Here is a 16,689-nt window from a genome sequence, read left to right as displayed (position 1 = left end):
TGGCAGCGTCAAAAATACGCGAATTCACGCCAGGAACGGCATTAAATCTCTGTAATGGAGAGGCTTAACCTGCGGCATGGGGCCCCAATTCACCGAATGGTGAGCGATCCGTTATCGCAAAGCAGGTCGGGATCGCCTCGACCGGGGCCGTTGGGGATATGTCCGGGCCGTTGGTGTCTGTTGCGGGCAAAGCCCGATGGGCAGGAAACGAGTCGAAAGGGTCAGGATCGCCGGCTTGCTTGATCCGAAGCCGGCGATGAGGGGCGAAAGCCTTGCGGCTCTATTTCAAAGCGAGCGGGCAGCGCCGCCGTCGACGCGCAGCATCGTCCCGGTAATGTAGCTTGCCGGCTGCGAGCACAGGAAGGCGCCTGCCGCGCCGAATTCCTCGACCGTGCCGAGGCGGCCGGCGGGGATGGTCTTGACCGAAGCGTCACGAACCTCATCGAGGCTCTTGCCGAGACGCTTGGCATTGGCGCCGTCCAGCTCGACGATACGGTCGGTCAGGATCCGGCCTGGGAGAAGCATGTTGGCGGTAATGCCAAAGCCTGCGACTTCGCTGGAAAGCGTCTTGTTCCAGCCGACCAGCGCGCCGCGCAGTGTGTTGGAAAGCGCAAGGTTAGGGATCGGCTCAAGCACGCCGGAAGACGCGACCGTCAGGATCCGGCCCCAGCCCTGTTCCTTCATCTGCGGCAGAAAGGCGTTGGTCAGCGCGATGACCCGCAGCACCATCGACTGGAAGAAGGTGTCGAGCTTGTCGATACTCATATCCTGCGTGCCGCCGGGTGTCGGCCCACCGGTATTGTTGACGAGGATGTCGATGCCGCCGAGCTTTTCCTTCACCGCGTTGACCATCGCCTCGACAAAATTGTCCTCGCCGAGGTCGCCCCAGACCCAGTCAGCCTTGCCTTTTCCCGCCGCGTTGATCGCCTTGCAGTTTTCGGCGAGCTTGTCACCCGAACGCCCGACCAGAAGAACGTTGGCGCCTTCGTTGGCGAGTGCCGTGGCGATGCCGAGGCCGAGGCCCCGCGAAGATGCGAGCACCAGAGCCCTCTTGCCCGAAATTCCGAGATCCATTTCTGTGTGTCCTTCATTGGCTGGCTTGTCTGTTGATGCGTTTATAGCCGCTGAAGCCGACATTGGAAGTCCGCATCCACCGGTGACCGTCCAATGTTGATCCTGCCGCAGGCGAAGCGGCGATAGGACGCAACGCCCTAAACAAGCTTGGCTTACCAGGCGTTTTAACTTTACGGATGACCGGCGATACAAACAGGTTGCAGGTCGTCAGGTTGTATGACAACGAGAAATGAGGAGGTCTGCAAGGCAATTTAACGTTGACGTAAACGTAAATTATTTTGCAGATTAAATCGGGTACTTTCTTGTCAGGTCAGCCGGTGTCGCAACTCGGCTCGACAACCGTCTTGGCATTTGCCAAGTAGAAGATTGACAAAAAGGGGATCCCGCCAAGGCGGAGGCAGTTGAGAATGAGCGAAGAGATGGAACTTCCCGAACGGGAATCGATGGAATTCGACGTCGTGATCGTCGGCGCGGGACCTGCCGGCCTGTCGGCTGCGATCCGGTTGAAGCAGATCAATCCCGACCTGACCGTCGTCGTTCTCGAAAAAGGGGCCGAGGTCGGCGCCCATATCCTGTCCGGCGCGGTAGTCGATCCGGTCGGCATCGATCAGCTCCTGCCCGACTGGCGCGAAGACGAAAGCCATCCGTTCAAGACCGAGGTCACCGACGACCAGTTCCTGTTCTTGGGGCCGGCCGGTTCCATTCGCCTGCCGAACTTCGCCATGCCGCCGCTGATGAGCAATCACGGCAAGTATATCGTGTCTCTCGGCAATGTCTGTCGATGGCTGGCCGGCAAGGCGGAAGAACTCGGCGTCGAGATCTATCCCGGCTTTGCCGCAAGCGAAGTGCTCTATGACGACGCAGGCCGCGTCATCGGTGTCGCAACCGGCGACATGGGCATCGAGAAGAATGGCGAGCCCGGCCCGAACTACACCCGCGGCATGGCGCTTCTTGGCAAATACACGCTGATCGGCGAGGGCGTGCGTGGCTCGCTCGCCAAGCAGCTGATTGCCAGATTCGATCTGTCGAGGGATCGCGACGTCCAGAAATTCGGCATCGGCATCAAGGAACTCTGGGAGATCAAGCCCGAGAACCACAAGCAGGGGCTCGTCCAGCATTCCTTCGGCTGGCCGCTCGACATGAAGACCGGCGGCGGTTCCTTCCTTTACCATCTGGAAGACAATCTCGTTGCCGTCGGTTTCGTCCTGCATCTCAATTACAAGAACCCCTATCTTTTCCCCTTCGAGGAATTCCAGCGGTTCAAGACCCATCCGGCCATCGCCCCCACTTTCGAAGGTGCCAAGCGCATCTCCTATGGCGCACGGGCAATCACCGAAGGCGGTTATCAGTCGGTGCCGAAACTGTCCTTCCCCGGTGGCGCGCTGATCGGCTGTTCGGCCGGTTTCGTCAACGTGCCGCGCATCAAGGGCTCGCATAACGCCGTCCTTTCCGGCATTCTCGCGGCCGACAAGCTTGCCGCCGCCATCGCCGATGGCCGCGCCAATGACGAGCCGGTCGAGATCGAGACCGCATGGCGCGACGGCCCGATCGGCCGCGACCTGAAGAAGGTGCGCAACGTCAAGCCGCTTTGGTCCAGGTTCGGCACCGTCATCGGCATTCCGCTCGGTGGCCTCGACATGTGGACCAATCAGCTGTTCGGCTTTTCGCTGTTCGGCACGCTGAAACACGGCAAGACCGACGCCCAGTCGCTGGAGCCCGCCGCCAAGCACAAGAAGATCGACTATCCGAAGCCGGACGGCGTTCTGACTTTCGATCGCCTGTCCTCGGTGTTCCTCTCCAACACCAATCACGAGGAAGACCAGCCGGTCCATCTCAAGGTCAAGGACATGGATCTGCAGAAGCGATCCGAGCATGACGTCTATGCAGGTCCGTCTACCCGCTACTGTCCGGCCGGGGTTTACGAATGGCGCGAGCAGAATGGCGAGGAGACTTATGTCATCAACGCCCAGAACTGCGTCCACTGCAAGACCTGTGACATCAAGGATCCCAACCAGAACATCAACTGGGTGCCACCGCAGGGCGGCGAAGGCCCGGTCTATCCGAACATGTGATGCCGGTCCGGCCCGCGCCGTTTTGCGGGCCGTATTCCCTGCGGTCCTTGGTCCGGGTCTATGGAAAACTCCCGGAGCGATGCTCATATTCTGTTGCAGCCCGCCTCTCTTTCGTGTTGACAGAAAGAGAGATAGTTCTGAAGCCGAGGCAGCCGACGGGAACTTGCTGCTCCATGGATCTGGTCGCGATGAACACTAGGCACCTTTTCTCCGGTCGCGCATTGGCGCGGACCTTATATCGGCGGTCGCTGGGGCTTGTCGCATTGCTGGCTTGCGTCGGCATATTTTCGGCAGGCACTGCGGCTGCCGTCGATTGCCGTGCCGATCCTCAGCCTGGCATCGACTGGAGCAATTGCAAGAAACGCCTGCTGATGCTGGACAACAGCAATTTCGAGGGAGGTAATCTCTCCGGTGCCGATTTGTCGATGACCGACCTCAGCCGCACCAATCTCAAGAAGGCCAATTTCAACAAGACCATGCTGGTCCGTGCCTCGCTTGCCGGCGCCAATGCGGAAGGCGCCAATTTCGAACGGACCGAAGGTTATCGCAGCAATCTCTCCGGTATTTCTGCTCCCGGCGCGAGCTTCGTGTCGTCGGAAATGCAGCGCGCGAATTTCTCCGATGCTGACTTGCACTATGTCGATTTCACCAAGGCGGAACTCGGCCGTGCGATCTTCTACAAGGCGAAGCTGGAAAATACCCGCTTTGCCATGACCAACCTCTCGCGCGCGACATTCCACAATGCCGAAATGGGCGGGTCCATCGATTTCACCAATGCCTTCCTTTTCCTCACCAGGATCGAAGGTGTCGACCTGTCGAATGCGACGGGGCTGACGCAGGACCAGATCTCGCTTGCTTGCGGCGATACGGCAACCAAGCTGCCCTCCGGCATGCAGATACCAACGCAATGGCCCTGCGAGGACGAATAGTCCGAAACACAATTGTTACCGGGAGAGGCCCCGGCGACACATCCCATTAGCGATGCATTAACCATAACATCCTTAGCTTGCGTCATCTTTTCGACGCATCAAGGACATGATCATGCCGATTTCCCGCCGCGGCCTTCTGGCTGGCCTGCCGCTCCTGCTGGCCGGTTGCGCTTCGACCTATAACGATCAGCAGAACTACGCCGCTGTGCCGGAAGAGGAGTTTCCGCTCCGCCGCGTGCCGATCGACAAGATCAAGCCGGAGCTGCGCCGCCAGCAGGTCGCCTATGGCGGCAATTACGAGGCCGGCACGGTCGTCGTCGATACGCCGGCCCGCCGCGCCTATTACATCCTGGGTGGTGGCCAAGCGATCCGTTACGGCGTCGGTGTCGGCCGCGAGGGCATGGCCTTTTCCGGTTCTGCCTATGTCGCCCGCAAGGCGGAATGGCCGAGCTGGACGCCGACCCTCAACATGCAGCGCCGCGAGGAACGGTATCGTAAGCTCGCCGGCGGCATGCCGGGCGGCCCCAACAACCCGCTCGGTGCCCGCGCCATGTATCTCTATCGTGGCGGCGTCGACACGCATTTCCGCATCCACGGCACCAACCAGCCGGACTCGATCGGCCATGCCATGTCGAGCGGCTGCATCCGCATGATGAACCACGACGTCATCGACCTCTATAGCCGCGTCCAGGTCGGCGCCAAGGTCGTCGTCATCCAGGCTTGAGCCGTACGAAATCGGTCAGCTTCCAGACAAGGCCCGCCTCGCTATCCGCGTGGCGGGCTTTTCGTCATCTGGCCTTCCAGGCCACCACCATCAGCGCGCCGATAACAGTGATGTGCTCCATCACCACATAGAATTCCAGCGTCTTGAACGGTTCTTCCATCGTCCAGAAATGATGCACGATCGGGATTGTCAGTGCCGTGAACACGCCAAGCGCCCCGGCGCCGAGCCATGTCCAGCGATTGAGAATGACGAGGATCGAGCCGCCGAGCTGGGTGATGATCGTTGCGATATTGAAGGCGACCGCCGGCTCCAGCCCGAAATAGGCCATTTCCGCCACGCCGCCCTGGAAGTCGATGAGCTTCGACAGCCCGCTTCCCCAGAATGAGAAGGTCAAAAGGATACGGGCGAGATAACCGAACCAGGTGGAGCCGGTCAGGATCTCGATCGGATTGCCGAATGATGTCGTCTGTGACTGCGCCATGAGAGCCCCCTCCATGAAGATGTGCAATCATAGCGCGAAATTTGCGGTTTGGTAAGTATATGCGGATGCCGGCCGTCGTCGCCGTATGCGACAGCCTCAGAAGCCCGAAAGCACCAGTTTCCCGCGCGTGCTGCCCGCTTCGATCAGCGCATGCGCTTTTTTCAGGTTTTCAGCATTGATCGGACCGAGCATGTCGGAAAGCGTCGTCCTGATCTTGCCCTGATCGACCAGTTCGCTGACATGGTTGAGCAGCTTGTATTGCTCGATGATGTCGGGTGTCTGGAAGACCGGCCGGGCGAACATCGTCTCCCAATGGATCGACAGCGCCTTGCGCTTGAACTGCCTGACATCGACCGGCTCCTTCGGATCGTCGATCAGACCGAGCCGGCCCTGCGGTGCGATCAGTTCGAGAATGTCGCCGATATGCTGTGAGGTCTCGGTGATCGAAAACACGAAACCGGGTGCGCCGATCGCCATCTCGGCGATCTGTTTTGCCAGTGGTTTGGAATGATCGAGCACATGATGGGCGCCGAGGTCTCGGATCCAGTCCTGCGTTTCCGGTCGTGAGCCGGTGCCGATCACCGTGACGTCGGACAGTTCGCGCAAAAGCTGGATGGCGATCGAGCCGACCCCGCCGGCAGCCCCGATCACCAGCACGGCATTCCACGCGCCCGAAATTTTGTCCTGCACCTTCATCCGGTGAAACAACGTCTCATAGGCGGTGATCGCAGTCAGCGGCAGCGCGGCCGCTTCCTCGAAGCTCAGGCTCTGCGGCTTCTTTCCGACGATCCGCTCGTCGACCAGATGGAATTCGGCATTCGTGCCCTGCCGGTTGATCGCGCCGGCATAAAAAACCTCGTCACCCGGCTTGAACAGTTTGACATCCGGGCCGACCGCGACAACCACGCCGGCCGCATCATAACCGAGAACCTTGTATTGTCCGGCTTCGACAACGGCATTTTTGCGGGTCTTGGTATCGACGGGATTGACCGAGATGGCGCGGATTTCCACCAGAAGATCGCGGCCCTTTGCTTCAGGCATCGGCAGCTCGATATCGACGAGCGCTGTTTCGGACGTAATCGGCTGGTTCTGGTCAAAGCCCACGGCGCGCATCGGTCATCTCCACTGATCTTGAAGAGATAGATGGCGCGAGGGCGTCAATGGCGCAAGGTGGATTGGGCCGCGGCCGGTACGGTCGCGCCGTAATCAGGCGTGGCCGAGCCGGCGCTCTATTCGAACCGAGATCAGGAAGACGCAAAGCCCGAGGAAGGAGAGCAGCGCCCCGACATAACCGGTCGCGGCAAATCCCCAGCCCCAGGAAATAACCAGCCCGCCGAGCCAGGCGCCCGATGCATTGGCGATATTGAAAGCCGAATGGTTGGAAGCGGCGGCAAGCGTTTGCGCATCGGCTGCCACATCCATCAGCCGGGTCTGAATTGCCGGCCCCGCGGCAAAACCGCAGCCGACGAGTAGCACCGTCAGGTAGAGCATGAAAGGAATATGGGCGAAGGCGGCAAACGCCAGCATGACCAGCGTGTAAAACGCCATAGAGCCGCCGATCGTGCCCTTGAGCGATATGTCGGCGAGACGCGAGCCGACGATATTGCCGACATTCATGCCGATGCCGAACAGCGCCAGGACCACGGCGACCTGGCTGACCGGCAGGCCGGCGGTCTCGGTCGTCGTCGAGGCGATATAGCTGAACACGGCAAACATGCCGCCGAAACCGACTGCCGAGACGGCAAGCGTCAGCCAGACCTGCGGTTTGGAGAATGCGCTGAGCTCGCGGCTTATGCTCGCACCTTCCTGCACCTTGTCCTTCGGCTTGAAATACCAGACGAGCGCCACCGTCAGCAGGCCAATGAAGCCGACGAGATAGAAGGCCGAGCGCCAGGAGAGCAACTGCCCCATGAACGTGGCAAGCGGTGTGCCGACCAGCGTCGCGATCGTCAGGCCGAGCATCACCCGGCCGACGGCGCGCGCCCGTTTGTTCGGCGGCACCATCGAGGCGGCGACCAGCGAGGCGACGCCGAAATAGGCGCCATGCGGCAGGCCGGTAATAAACCGCAGGATGGTGAAGCTCCAGAAATCCGGCGCCATGGCCGACAGTATATTGCCGACTGCAAACACGCCCATCAGCGCCAGAAGCAGCGTGCGCCGCGAAAGCCTGGCCGACAGTACGGCGATGATCGGCGCACCGACGACGACACCGAGCGCGTAGGCGCTGATCACGTAACCTGCCATCGGAATGCTGACATCATAGGTCTTTGCCACATCGGGCAGCAGGCCCATGATGACGAATTCTCCGGTGCCGATACCGAACCCGCCAACTGCGAGTGCCAGTTCTATCAGCAGGATGGCCATTGGCGAAAGGGAATGCTGTTCGGCCGCGGGGCGCGCGGCGTCGATGGGATGTGCGCTGTCGGTCATGATGTCAGATCGTCAGAAAATGGAGCGGGAAGGGGAGAGACCCCGAATGGTCCGTGAAGGCCCGGTGCGAGCCGTGAATTGAAGTTTAGCATGTCATTGTGCGTTGCGGTAGAAAAAGAATGGGTTCCGTCAAATTTTCATCGACAAATCTTGACGGATTTCCACCAATCGCCGTCTTGGCCATTGCCGGATGGGGTTGGCGCAACCATTTCAGCAGCCAGCCGTTTTTCGCCGCTTGCCTTTGCTTGAAGGATTTCGATGAACCTCTATGCCGTATTCAACCGCGATGGCGGAACCTTCAGGACCACCGACATGGACGCCTATTGCGCCCATGCGCTGCGCGCGTTCGAAGGAGCGGGGCATGAGATCGAATGCCATGTCGTGGCCGGCGACAAGGTGGTCGAGACGATGGAAAAGGCGGCCTCGCTCACCGGCGTCGATGGCCTGATCGCCGGTGGCGGCGACGGAACCATCTCGGCCGCCTCCTCGATCGCCTGGAAGAGCGGCATCGCGCTCGGCATCGTGCCGGCCGGCACGATGAACCTCTTCGCCCGCTCGCTGAAGATCCCGCTCGACATCTGGGAGGCGCTTGATTTCCTCGCCGGCGCCTCGGTGCGCGACGTCGATATCGCCAGCGCAAACGGTCGCAGCTTCGTCCACCAGTTTTCCGCCGGCCTGCATGCCCGCATGGTCCGGTATCGCAATTCCATGCATTTCGCCTCGCGGCTCGGAAAAATCCGCGCCAGCACCCGGGCTGCGATCGGCGTGATGCTCAATCCGCCGGAATTCGAGGTCGAGTTCGATGCGGAAGGCACGACCGGGTCTCGCAAGGTCTCGGCGATATCCGTCTCCAACAACGAGTTCGGCACCGATGCGCTGATGTATGCCGATGATGTCACCCGTGGACATCTGGGCTTCTACATCGCCGATCCGTTGACCCCGGCCGGCGTCGCAAAACTGACGCTCGATATCCTGCGCGGCCGGCTGAAGGACAACGAGGCGGTCACCGCTATGACCGTGACCGAGCTCGAGCTGCATTTTCCCCGCCATCGCAAGGATGTCCGCTGTGTCATAGATGGTGAGCTTCTACCGATGGACCGCGACATTCTGTTGAAGATCCATGCCGGCGAGTTGAAGGTCCTCGTCGACCGGCTGCCTCAGCCGGAGATCACCGAACAGCACGGTAGCGGCATTTAGCCAGTTCCCGTCAGGCACTCGCCGACGCAACGGGCGCAAGCGGCACGATCGATGCCGCCGCCGCATCGTCATGAGCACCTTCGCCCCTGGAGCGCACCGTCACCGCATTGGAGGCAAATTCCAGCCCGGCGGCCTTGAAGGCGACGATCAGCCGTTTGATCGCCTCGCGCTTGATGATGCTCGGATTGCCGGGCAGCGAGGTGAACTTGAAGCGTACGATGATCGAGTTCTCGGTAATGTCCTGAATGCCTTGCATCTTCAGCGGCACGAGGAAGTCGGCACCGAATTCCGGATCGTCGAGCATGGCGATCCCCACTTTCTTGGCGGTCTTGCGGATCAGTTCCGGATCGCTGTCGCGCTCAAACTTCATCTGGAACTTGATCGTCCCCCAGTCGCGGCTGAAATTGCTGACCGAATTGATCTGGCCGAAAGGCACGGTATGCACCGGCCCGTTATGGTGCCGGAGCCTCACCGAACGGATGGCGATCTGTTCCACCGTGCCCTGCAGGCTGCCGGTGCTGATATATTCGCCGATACGGAACGAATCCTCGGCGATGAAGAAGATGCCGGAGACGATATCCTTCACCAGCGCCTGCGAGCCGAAGGAAAGCGCCAGGCCGAGAACCCCGAAACCGGCAAGAAGCGGCGCCACGTTGAGGCCGAGCGAACTTAATATCACCAGCGAGCCCACCGCCAGCACCCCGCCAAGCGCCAGGTTGCGGATCACCGGCAGCGCCGTCGACAGCCGGCTCGTCGGCCGTTTCTCGTTTTCGTCCTCATGGCCGGGCAGCATGATGGTCGGCGAGGGCGCCAGCGCTTCGGAATAGTTCCAGATGAAACCGGCCACCGCCCAGCAGCCGACGACCGCGATGGAAAGTCTTTCCAGCCAGAAGACCCAGTCGGCGGCGGCCGACGTATCGCCGCCCATGAACGGTGACCAGATCGAGGCGACGAGATGCAGCCCGCCGACCCAGACCGCACCGGCGCACAGTACCCGCAGACTGGCGAGCACCGCCGTCGCCAGACCGGCGCCATGCTGGCGCTGGTGATGCCGGGCAATGTCGTCGACCAGCGCATGCGCGCCAAGCGCCAGGATCGGCAGCGCCAGTAGCGCCATCTGGGTGGAGCCGGCGGCAAACACCCAGCGTGCGCTGTTCGGCGTGCCGGCGAACAGGACGCAGATCAGCCACAGCGCCAGCGCCGTCACCACATAAAATTCCGGCAGGAGATTCCCGGCCACTCGGCGGATGATGCCGGCGCTGCCGCCGATAAAGGCGGCGCGGATATCGTTGCGGCCGCCGATGAACCAGTAGAGCTTGAGCAGGGTGAGCAGCGTCGTGGTCGTGAGGAACCAGCCGTCTATGGTCAGCCGGTCGACACCGAGACTGTCGGCCAGCCGCGCCGTTTCGGCAAGCGCCGCGCTGATCACGCCATAGCTGATCAGGATGTGGAAATGCCAGCCCGGCCGCCGGATCGGCACCAGGCTTCGCCCGTCCAGATTGTCCTTGAACAGCAGCCGCGCCAGCGACACGTAGAGGCACGCCACCACCACCGCCGTCAACGCGCCGTCGGCGACCCGTGCCATCATCTCGCCCTCCGGCCCGGCGAGATGGATTGCAAGGCGCGCCGTTCCCAGAAAAAGCGCGACCGAGATGAGATCGCCGATGAGGCGTCGTATGCTCAGCCGGACGACGCCGGAAAATCGCGACGGCGCGGCATGATTTCTGGCAAACAGGCCGCTGGCGATGCGCCTGACGACGAGGGTCACGATCGCCGCGATTGTGACCACCGCTGCGGCGGTGGCAAAGGCCGGTCCATAGCCGCTGCCTTCAGCGGTGAGCTTGTCGTCTCCCATCTCCATCGCAGCCGGCATGGCGCGTATGCCGGACAGGGCGGTCGTCACGCCGCGCTGGAAGGCTGCGGAAAACTGGCTCCATTTCGCCAGGCCCATATCCGTCGCCATCATTTCCGGCGTCGGCGTCATCGGCGCGGCGGAAGGAACAGGTGATGAGGTTGCAGGCGCCGGGTTCGCAGAGGCAGCGGTTGGCGCCGCCACGGCGGCCGGAACTGCCGGGTTTGCCGAACTGGCGGCAAGGATCGCTGCCGTCGGCGTGTTGGCTGGCGCGGTGCTGGCGGGCGCGCCGGTGACCGGCACGACAGCGGCCGCTATCGGCGCTGATGCTGCCGCGTCTCCCACCTGGATGGCGACCGGCCTGCCGCTGCGGGCGGCAAAGTCGAGGACCTGCTGGACATCTACGGCATTTTGCCCCGGCCGCACGATGATCGTCAGTGGCGCATCCTGCGCAAGCACGACGGGGGTTGCGACCAGCGTCACGGCGCCCCAGGTGAGCATTGCGGCAAATATTGCGCGCAGATATGCAAAAATCATCTTCATGGCCAATGTCCCAAACGCAGCTTCTCCCAACCGATCGGCGCCGGGTGCGACAAACCGTCAACGCAATCTATAGCAGCAGGATGGCGTCTGTCGATTGGTTCGCGAAAGGCCCGCCTAAAGCGACGCGACGGCCTGGTTGCGACCGCGTGATTTCGCCTCGTAGAGATGTTCGTCCGCACCCTTGAGGCACATGTCCGGATCAAAGCCCGGATCGCATAAAAGCGCACCGATACTGGCGGAAACCGGGACGCGCAGCCCGGACGTGGAGCGGAGTTCGATCGCCTCTATGCCGGAGCGGATATCCTCGCAACGGCGCGCCAGTTCCGTTGGCGTCAACCCGACCTGAAACAGGGCGAATTCCTCGCCGCCCAACCGCCCGGCAATGTCGGATGCGCCCGTTTTGGCCGCAATCAGCCGCCCGGTCTGGCGCAACACGTCGTCTCCGCTCGCGTGTCCGTGGCGGTCGTTGATCGATTTGAAATGGTCGAGATCGAGAAACATCAGCCCGCCGCTGACGCCCATGCGGCTCAATGTCTCCAGCTCGTCGAGAAATGCAGCGCGGTTCAACAACCCTGTCAGACCGTCGAGGCGCGAAAGCTGCCGCAGGTCTTCATAGGCGACGGCCAGTTTTGCCAGCGCATCGGCAGTATCGGCCTTGGCACGCCTGATCCGGTCTGCCTGCCAGAGATGGAGAATGGAGGCTGGAATGGAAATCACCAGCGGGCAGACGATCGTCATGATCAGCCCGGCCCCCGCAACCTTGCCACCAAGAAACGGCACGATCGCAAAAGAAAGAGCAAGCGAAGCGATCGTTGCCGCGATTCCGATCACTAGGGATTTCGCCAGAATAATGCGCATCGCCCGCCACGAAAGAAATTAAATATCCAAACTCCTTAGAGGATGGAATTTTAATATGGGCTGAACAAATCGCCTAAAGGTCGCAAAACCCTTGGCGATGCGCGTCTCCAAAGTGTTGCGGCATCAGATCCTCGGCAGATAGGTCTGGTAATCGAAATCGCTCACCGTACGCAGATAGGTGATGGCCTCCTTGCGTTTGGTGTCACCATAGAGCTTCTGGTAACGCGCGCCGAAGACGTCGCGGATGAAGGGCGAGGCGGAAAAGTCCTCGACGGCGGTGAGGAAATCATGCGTCAGCCGCTTCGTACCGGCTGGAGGCTCTTGTCCCGGCTCTGTTGCCGGGCCCGGATCGAGCGTATCTTCGAGCCCCATCAGCATGCCGCCGAGGATTGCGGTCAACAGCAGATAGGGATTGGCGTCGGCGCCCGCGACCCGGTGCTCGACGCGTGCCGCCGGTCCCGAGGCATCGGGAATGCGCACCGCCGTGCCACGATGGCCCAGCCCCCAGTCGATATCGACCGGCGCGAACGATCCTGGCTGGAAACGCCGATAGGAATTCGCAAACGGTGCAAAGATCAGCTGCGCATCGCGCATCGTCTTCAGCATTCCGGCCGTGACCGATTTGAGTTTCACCGGATCGCCGCCCTTGGCATCGAGAATGTTGTTTCCGTCCCGGTCGATGATGCTGGCATGCACATGCAGGCCCGAGCCCGCCTGATCGCCATAGGGCTTGGCCATGCAGGTGGATTTCAGTCCATGGCGTCGCGCCGCCTGTTCGGCGATCCGCTTCAGATAGATGCAGTCGTCGGCCGCCGCCAGCGCATCGGCCCGGTGCAGAAGATTGATCTCAAACTGGCCGGGGCCGAATTCGGCGGTCGTCGCATCGGCCGGAATGTCCTGAAGCTTCGCCCATGAACGCACCGTCTGCAGATAATCGTCCAGCGCATCGACGGCGCCCATGTCGTAAAGCTGGAACCCGTTCGGCTGGTCCCGGTACATTAGCCTGGCCGGCGGGCGGGGGCGGCCGGTCTCGCGCCAATCGTCCTGCATCACGTAGAATTCCAGTTCCGTCGCCACCACCGGCGTCAGACCAAGTGAAGCAAAGCGCTGGAGCAGGTTTGCAAGGATGGCACGCGGATCCATGAAGCTGGGTGTACCGTCCATCTCGTGCATCGTCGCCAGAACCTGGATCGAACTTTCCGGCCCCCAGGGCATCGGCGCGGATGTGCGCGGATCGGGAATGCATTGCCCGTCGGGATCGCCGACGGAAAGCGACAGCCCGGTAATGTCGTCATTGTCGTCGCCCCAGATATCCAGCGACTGGGTGGAGGAGGGCAGCCGCACGGTGCCGTCCCACACTTTCTTTTCTTTCGATTTTGGAATGCGTTTGCCGCGCAGATCCCCGTTCATGCCGACGAGCAGGATTTCGATATGGGGCTCAATGCGATCGGTCATGAAGCGTCATCTCTTAGGTTGCGGAACCTCGTTCGTAACCGATAAGAATTGCAGGCACAATCTAAGGAGCAGGGATCAGATGAACGATAAGCCGGCCATTTCCAATCTCCCCATTTCCAATCTTGCAGCCATCGATGCCGCCCATCATCTGCATCCCTTCTCCGACATGAAGGAACTGAACGCCAAGGGCGCGCGCATCATCGAACGCGCCGAAGGGGTCCATATCTACGATTCGACGGGCAAGAAATATCTCGATGCCTTTGCCGGCCTCTGGTGCGTCAATGTCGGTTATGGCCGCAAGTCGATCGCCGAGGCCGCCTACCGGCAGATGCAGGAACTGCCCTATTACAACACCTTCTTCGGCACGACGACGCCGCCGGCGACACTGCTTGCCCAGAAGATCGCCGGAAAGACCGGCGGAAAGATGAACCACGTCTTCTTCACCAATTCCGGCTCGGAAGCGACCGACACCTGGTTCCGCATCGCCCGTGTTTACTGGAAGGCGCTGGGAAAACCCGGGAAAACGCAGGTCATAGCCCGCAAGAACGCCTATCACGGCTCGACGGTCGCCGGTGCCTCGCTTGGCGGCATGAAGCACATGCATGAACAGGGCAATCTGCCGATCGAGGGTGTCCACCATATCGGCCAGCCCTACTGGTATGCCGATGGCGGTGATCTGACGCCTGCCGAATTCGGCCTGAAAATGGCGCGCGAACTGGAAGCCAAGATCGACGAACTCGGCGAGGATCGGGTCGCGGCCTTCGTCGCCGAACCGATCCAGGGGGCGGGCGGCGTCATCATCCCACCCGACACCTACTGGCCGGAAATCGCCCGTATTGCCAAGGCCCGCAACATCCTGCTCATCTCCGACGAAGTGATCTGCGGTTTCGGCCGTCTCGGCTCCTGGTTCGGTTACCAGCATTTTGGCGTCGAACCGGATCTGGCGCCGATCGCCAAAGGCCTGTCATCGGGTTATCTCCCGATCGGCGGCGTGCTGGTTTCCGATCGCGTGGCCGAGGTGATGGTCAACGAGTTCGGTGATTTCGCCCATGGCTACACCTATTCCGGCCATCCGGTGGCCGCGGCCGCAGCGCTCGAAAACCTGCGAATCATCGAGGAGGAGGGCCTTGTCGAGCGGGTCCGCGACGATATCGGTCCCTATTTCGCCGCCGCCTGGAAAAGCCTCGAGGATCACGAGGTCGTCGGCCAGGCGGAAAGCGTCGGGCTGATGGGTGGGCTGCAGCTCAGCCCCGAAAAATCCACCCGCCGCCGTTATCTGAAGCCCGACGACATCGGCACCAGCGTGCGCAATCACTGCGTCGCCAACGGCCTGATCATGCGCGCCACCGGCGACCGTATGTTGGCCTCCCCGGCGCTGACGATCAGCCGCGCCGAGGTCGACGAGGTGATCGAAAAACTGCGCCATGCGCTCGATCACCTTCGCGACACGGTGAAGGGATAGCCTTCAGAGGCAATTCCGGCAGGATCGTGAAGCGGTTTTGCCGAAATTGCGCCGAAAAGCCTATTTTGTGAGATCGATCACCGCATAGGCGAAGCGGTACTGGTCCATCGGTCGGCCCCATTGATAGGGATAGCCGACGATGGCTGTGTCCCGATGTATCGGAGCTACGCCTTCTGCCTGCAGATAGTCGCCGAAGGCATCGCTGAAATCGGTGGGCATGCCGCCATCCTTGCGCCGCCAGATGAACACCGCCCGGTCGAAACCGGCAAGCGACAGGCTTTGCATCGTCGCCGGTGGCGGATTGGTGGTGACCTTCAGGCCCGGCAGGTTGAACAGCATGTTGCCGGCAAGCTGGCCGTCCGAGGCAATGACGATCGTGTTGGCGCCGGATGCCTTGGTCGCGACCGTGCGGGCCAGCGCCTGAAACGGCATGTTCACATAGGTATAATCGCCCTTGAGCCGCCCCAGGTTGGCGCGCAGGACCAGAGCGGACGGGACGATGATCATGATGATCATGGCGACGATCCACAGCCGCTTCAGGCCTGCCTCCAAAGGCACTTTCGCGGCATCGATCTTCAACGCCAGATAAAGCGGTGCGCCCAGCAGGATAGGCGTCAACCAGCGGTCGCGCACATTTTCGAACCCGGCAAACAAGATCATCAGCACGATCAGAACGATCGACAGCGCCAGCGTCCGCCCGATCAGCTGCGTCCATCGGCTCTGCGCCTTGACGATGGTCTTGATGTGCTCGCGGTAGACAAGCGCGAAAATTACCGCGGTCAGGCCGAGGAAACTGAGGAGGCCGACCGACAGCGAGCCGAGACCATCGCCGATCGCCTCGATCACGCTCGCATCCTCGCCCGCGAGCTTTTGCAGCGTGCGTTCGCTGGCATCCTCGAAATTGTCGGCAAGCCACAGCGCATGCGGGGCAACGATCACCAGTGCCAGAAAAGCGGCCGGCAGGATCCGCCACGACAGCATCGTCCGGCGCATGTCGTTGTCCATCAACACGGCAAGTCCTGCCGCGACCGGAAGAACGGCGAAATTATACTTGGTGATGCCGCCGATCCCGGTTGCCACGCCAAACAGCAGGAAAGCGAAAAGCGACGGCGCCGAGATGACCCGCACCAATGCGTAGAGAAACAGTGAGGCCCCGAAGATCGCCGCAACGGTGTGCGAGAGATCGCGCTGCGCCTCGAACGCGACCTGCGGAATGGTCAAGAGGCCGAGTGCTGCAACCACTGCCAGCCGCTTGTCGACCATCACCTGCCGTGCGGCCAGATAATAGAACAGGTAGGAGAAAAACAGCATCACGCCCTTGAGGCCCGAAAGCGTCACCAGCGACATGCCGAAAACCGAAAGCGCGCCATGCTGCAGCCAGTTGTAGAAGGGCGGCTGCGCGCCATATCCGGGCAGGAACCATTGCGACAGATAGACCTGTTCGGCCTCGTCCAGCTCCAGCCCATGCGGCAGGATCAGGCGCACGGCGACATTGGCGATGAAATAGGCGGCAAGCACCAGCAGGAGCGTCTGTCCACTTCCGAGCCGTTCGACAATCGTCGGCAGGGTAAGTGTCTTCGCGGCGGATTGTGTCTTGGCCAAAAGGGTCTCC

At 61.4% G+C, this 16,689-nt stretch carries 13 protein-coding genes; 5 read left to right on the top strand and 8 right to left on the bottom strand.

The annotated features are described in order from the left end of the window. Positions 1-285: 285 nt before the first annotated feature. Complete coding sequence (locus AC2GXZ_RS06355) at positions 286-1,074, bottom strand: SDR family oxidoreductase (protein ID WP_483758315.1); 789 nt, start codon at positions 1,072-1,074, stop codon at positions 286-288. Positions 1,075-1,481: 407 nt separating this feature from the next. On the opposite strand from AC2GXZ_RS06355, the gene AC2GXZ_RS06350 reads away from it, so the two are divergent. The 3 genes from AC2GXZ_RS06350 (at position 1,482) to AC2GXZ_RS06340 (ending at position 4,799) form a co-directional block, all read left to right on the top strand. Further along, positions 1,482-3,146 (top strand): electron transfer flavoprotein-ubiquinone oxidoreductase, encoded by a 1,665-nt coding sequence (locus AC2GXZ_RS06350; RefSeq protein ID WP_483758314.1) that lies wholly within the window; start codon positions 1,482-1,484, stop codon positions 3,144-3,146. Positions 3,147-3,334: 188 nt separating this feature from the next. After that, a complete protein-coding gene (locus tag AC2GXZ_RS06345; protein ID WP_483758313.1) occupies positions 3,335-4,075 on the top strand; it encodes a pentapeptide repeat-containing protein in 741 nt (246 codons plus the stop codon). A 112-nt stretch (positions 4,076-4,187) separates the two neighbouring features. Further along, positions 4,188-4,799: a L,D-transpeptidase gene (locus AC2GXZ_RS06340; RefSeq protein ID WP_483758312.1), complete on the top strand. Its 612-nt coding sequence runs from the start codon at positions 4,188-4,190 to the stop codon at positions 4,797-4,799. A 64-nt stretch (positions 4,800-4,863) separates the two neighbouring features. Here the strand turns inward: AC2GXZ_RS06340 and AC2GXZ_RS06335 are convergent, their stop codons facing one another. From AC2GXZ_RS06335 to AC2GXZ_RS06325, 3 genes are all read right to left on the bottom strand, one after another. Continuing rightward, positions 4,864-5,280, bottom strand: a complete 417-nt coding sequence (locus tag AC2GXZ_RS06335) for a DoxX family protein (protein WP_483758311.1) — start codon at positions 5,278-5,280, stop codon at positions 4,864-4,866. 96 nt (positions 5,281-5,376) lie between these two features. Beyond that, complete coding sequence (locus tag AC2GXZ_RS06330; RefSeq protein WP_483758310.1) at positions 5,377-6,393, bottom strand: zinc-binding alcohol dehydrogenase family protein; 1,017 nt, start codon at positions 6,391-6,393, stop codon at positions 5,377-5,379. A 93-nt stretch (positions 6,394-6,486) separates the two neighbouring features. After that, positions 6,487-7,710, bottom strand: coding sequence for an MFS transporter (locus AC2GXZ_RS06325; protein WP_483758309.1), 1,224 nt, complete (start codon positions 7,708-7,710; stop codon positions 6,487-6,489). Between the two features lie 258 nt (positions 7,711-7,968). Here AC2GXZ_RS06325 and AC2GXZ_RS06320 point away from each other — a divergent pair, with 258 nt between their 5' ends. Next, entirely contained in the window at positions 7,969-8,907 is a 939-nt protein-coding gene (locus AC2GXZ_RS06320) for a diacylglycerol/lipid kinase family protein (RefSeq protein WP_483758308.1), read from the top strand. 10 nt (positions 8,908-8,917) lie between these two features. Here the strand turns inward: AC2GXZ_RS06320 and AC2GXZ_RS06315 are convergent, their stop codons facing one another. The 3 genes from AC2GXZ_RS06315 to AC2GXZ_RS06305 form a co-directional block, all read right to left on the bottom strand. Continuing rightward, positions 8,918-11,302, bottom strand: a complete 2,385-nt coding sequence (locus tag AC2GXZ_RS06315; protein ID WP_483758307.1) for a mechanosensitive ion channel family protein — start codon at positions 11,300-11,302, stop codon at positions 8,918-8,920. A 114-nt stretch (positions 11,303-11,416) separates the two neighbouring features. Next, positions 11,417-12,160 carry a GGDEF domain-containing protein gene (locus tag AC2GXZ_RS06310; protein ID WP_483758306.1) on the bottom strand — a complete coding sequence of 248 codons (744 nt, stop codon included), beginning with the start codon at positions 12,158-12,160 and terminating at the stop codon, positions 11,417-11,419. Between the two features lie 123 nt (positions 12,161-12,283). Then, positions 12,284-13,615 (bottom strand): glutamine synthetase family protein, encoded by a 1,332-nt coding sequence (locus tag AC2GXZ_RS06305; RefSeq protein ID WP_483758305.1) that lies wholly within the window; start codon positions 13,613-13,615, stop codon positions 12,284-12,286. Between the two features lie 79 nt (positions 13,616-13,694). On the opposite strand from AC2GXZ_RS06305, the gene AC2GXZ_RS06300 reads away from it, so the two are divergent. Beyond that, on the top strand, positions 13,695-15,077 hold the full coding sequence (locus AC2GXZ_RS06300; protein ID WP_483758304.1) for an aspartate aminotransferase family protein: 1,383 nt from the start codon (positions 13,695-13,697) through the stop codon (positions 15,075-15,077). Positions 15,078-15,137: 60 nt separating this feature from the next. On the opposite strand, the gene AC2GXZ_RS06295 is transcribed toward AC2GXZ_RS06300, so the two are convergent. Next, positions 15,138-16,679, bottom strand: coding sequence for a glycosyltransferase family 39 protein (locus tag AC2GXZ_RS06295; RefSeq protein WP_483758303.1), 1,542 nt, complete (start codon positions 16,677-16,679; stop codon positions 15,138-15,140). Positions 16,680-16,689: the final 10 nt, after the last annotated feature.

The sequence above is a fragment of the Aliirhizobium sp. YIM B11859 genome, from assembly GCF_057163345.1.
Note: the sequence above shows the minus strand (reverse complement) of the source record. Positions and strands in the feature narration are given on the sequence as shown.

What these genes read in the sequence shown, in the direction of transcription:
- AC2GXZ_RS06355 (WP_483758315.1), bottom strand. Translation starts at nt 1,074, where the DNA reads ATGGATCTCGGAATTTCGGGCAAGAGGGCTCTGGTGCTCGCATCTTCG.
- AC2GXZ_RS06350 (WP_483758314.1), top strand. Translation starts at nt 1,482, where the DNA reads ATGAGCGAAGAGATGGAACTTCCCGAACGGGAATCGATGGAATTCGAC.
- AC2GXZ_RS06345 (WP_483758313.1), top strand. Translation starts at nt 3,335, where the DNA reads ATGAACACTAGGCACCTTTTCTCCGGTCGCGCATTGGCGCGGACCTTA.
- AC2GXZ_RS06340 (WP_483758312.1), top strand. Translation starts at nt 4,188, where the DNA reads ATGCCGATTTCCCGCCGCGGCCTTCTGGCTGGCCTGCCGCTCCTGCTG.
- AC2GXZ_RS06335 (WP_483758311.1), bottom strand. Translation starts at nt 5,280, where the DNA reads ATGGCGCAGTCACAGACGACATCATTCGGCAATCCGATCGAGATCCTG.
- AC2GXZ_RS06330 (WP_483758310.1), bottom strand. Translation starts at nt 6,393, where the DNA reads ATGCGCGCCGTGGGCTTTGACCAGAACCAGCCGATTACGTCCGAAACA.
- AC2GXZ_RS06325 (WP_483758309.1), bottom strand. Translation starts at nt 7,710, where the DNA reads ATGACCGACAGCGCACATCCCATCGACGCCGCGCGCCCCGCGGCCGAA.
- AC2GXZ_RS06320 (WP_483758308.1), top strand. Translation starts at nt 7,969, where the DNA reads ATGAACCTCTATGCCGTATTCAACCGCGATGGCGGAACCTTCAGGACC.
- AC2GXZ_RS06315 (WP_483758307.1), bottom strand. Translation starts at nt 11,302, where the DNA reads ATGAAGATGATTTTTGCATATCTGCGCGCAATATTTGCCGCAATGCTC.
- AC2GXZ_RS06310 (WP_483758306.1), bottom strand. Translation starts at nt 12,160, where the DNA reads ATGCGCATTATTCTGGCGAAATCCCTAGTGATCGGAATCGCGGCAACG.
- AC2GXZ_RS06305 (WP_483758305.1), bottom strand. Translation starts at nt 13,615, where the DNA reads ATGACCGATCGCATTGAGCCCCATATCGAAATCCTGCTCGTCGGCATG.
- AC2GXZ_RS06300 (WP_483758304.1), top strand. Translation starts at nt 13,695, where the DNA reads ATGAACGATAAGCCGGCCATTTCCAATCTCCCCATTTCCAATCTTGCA.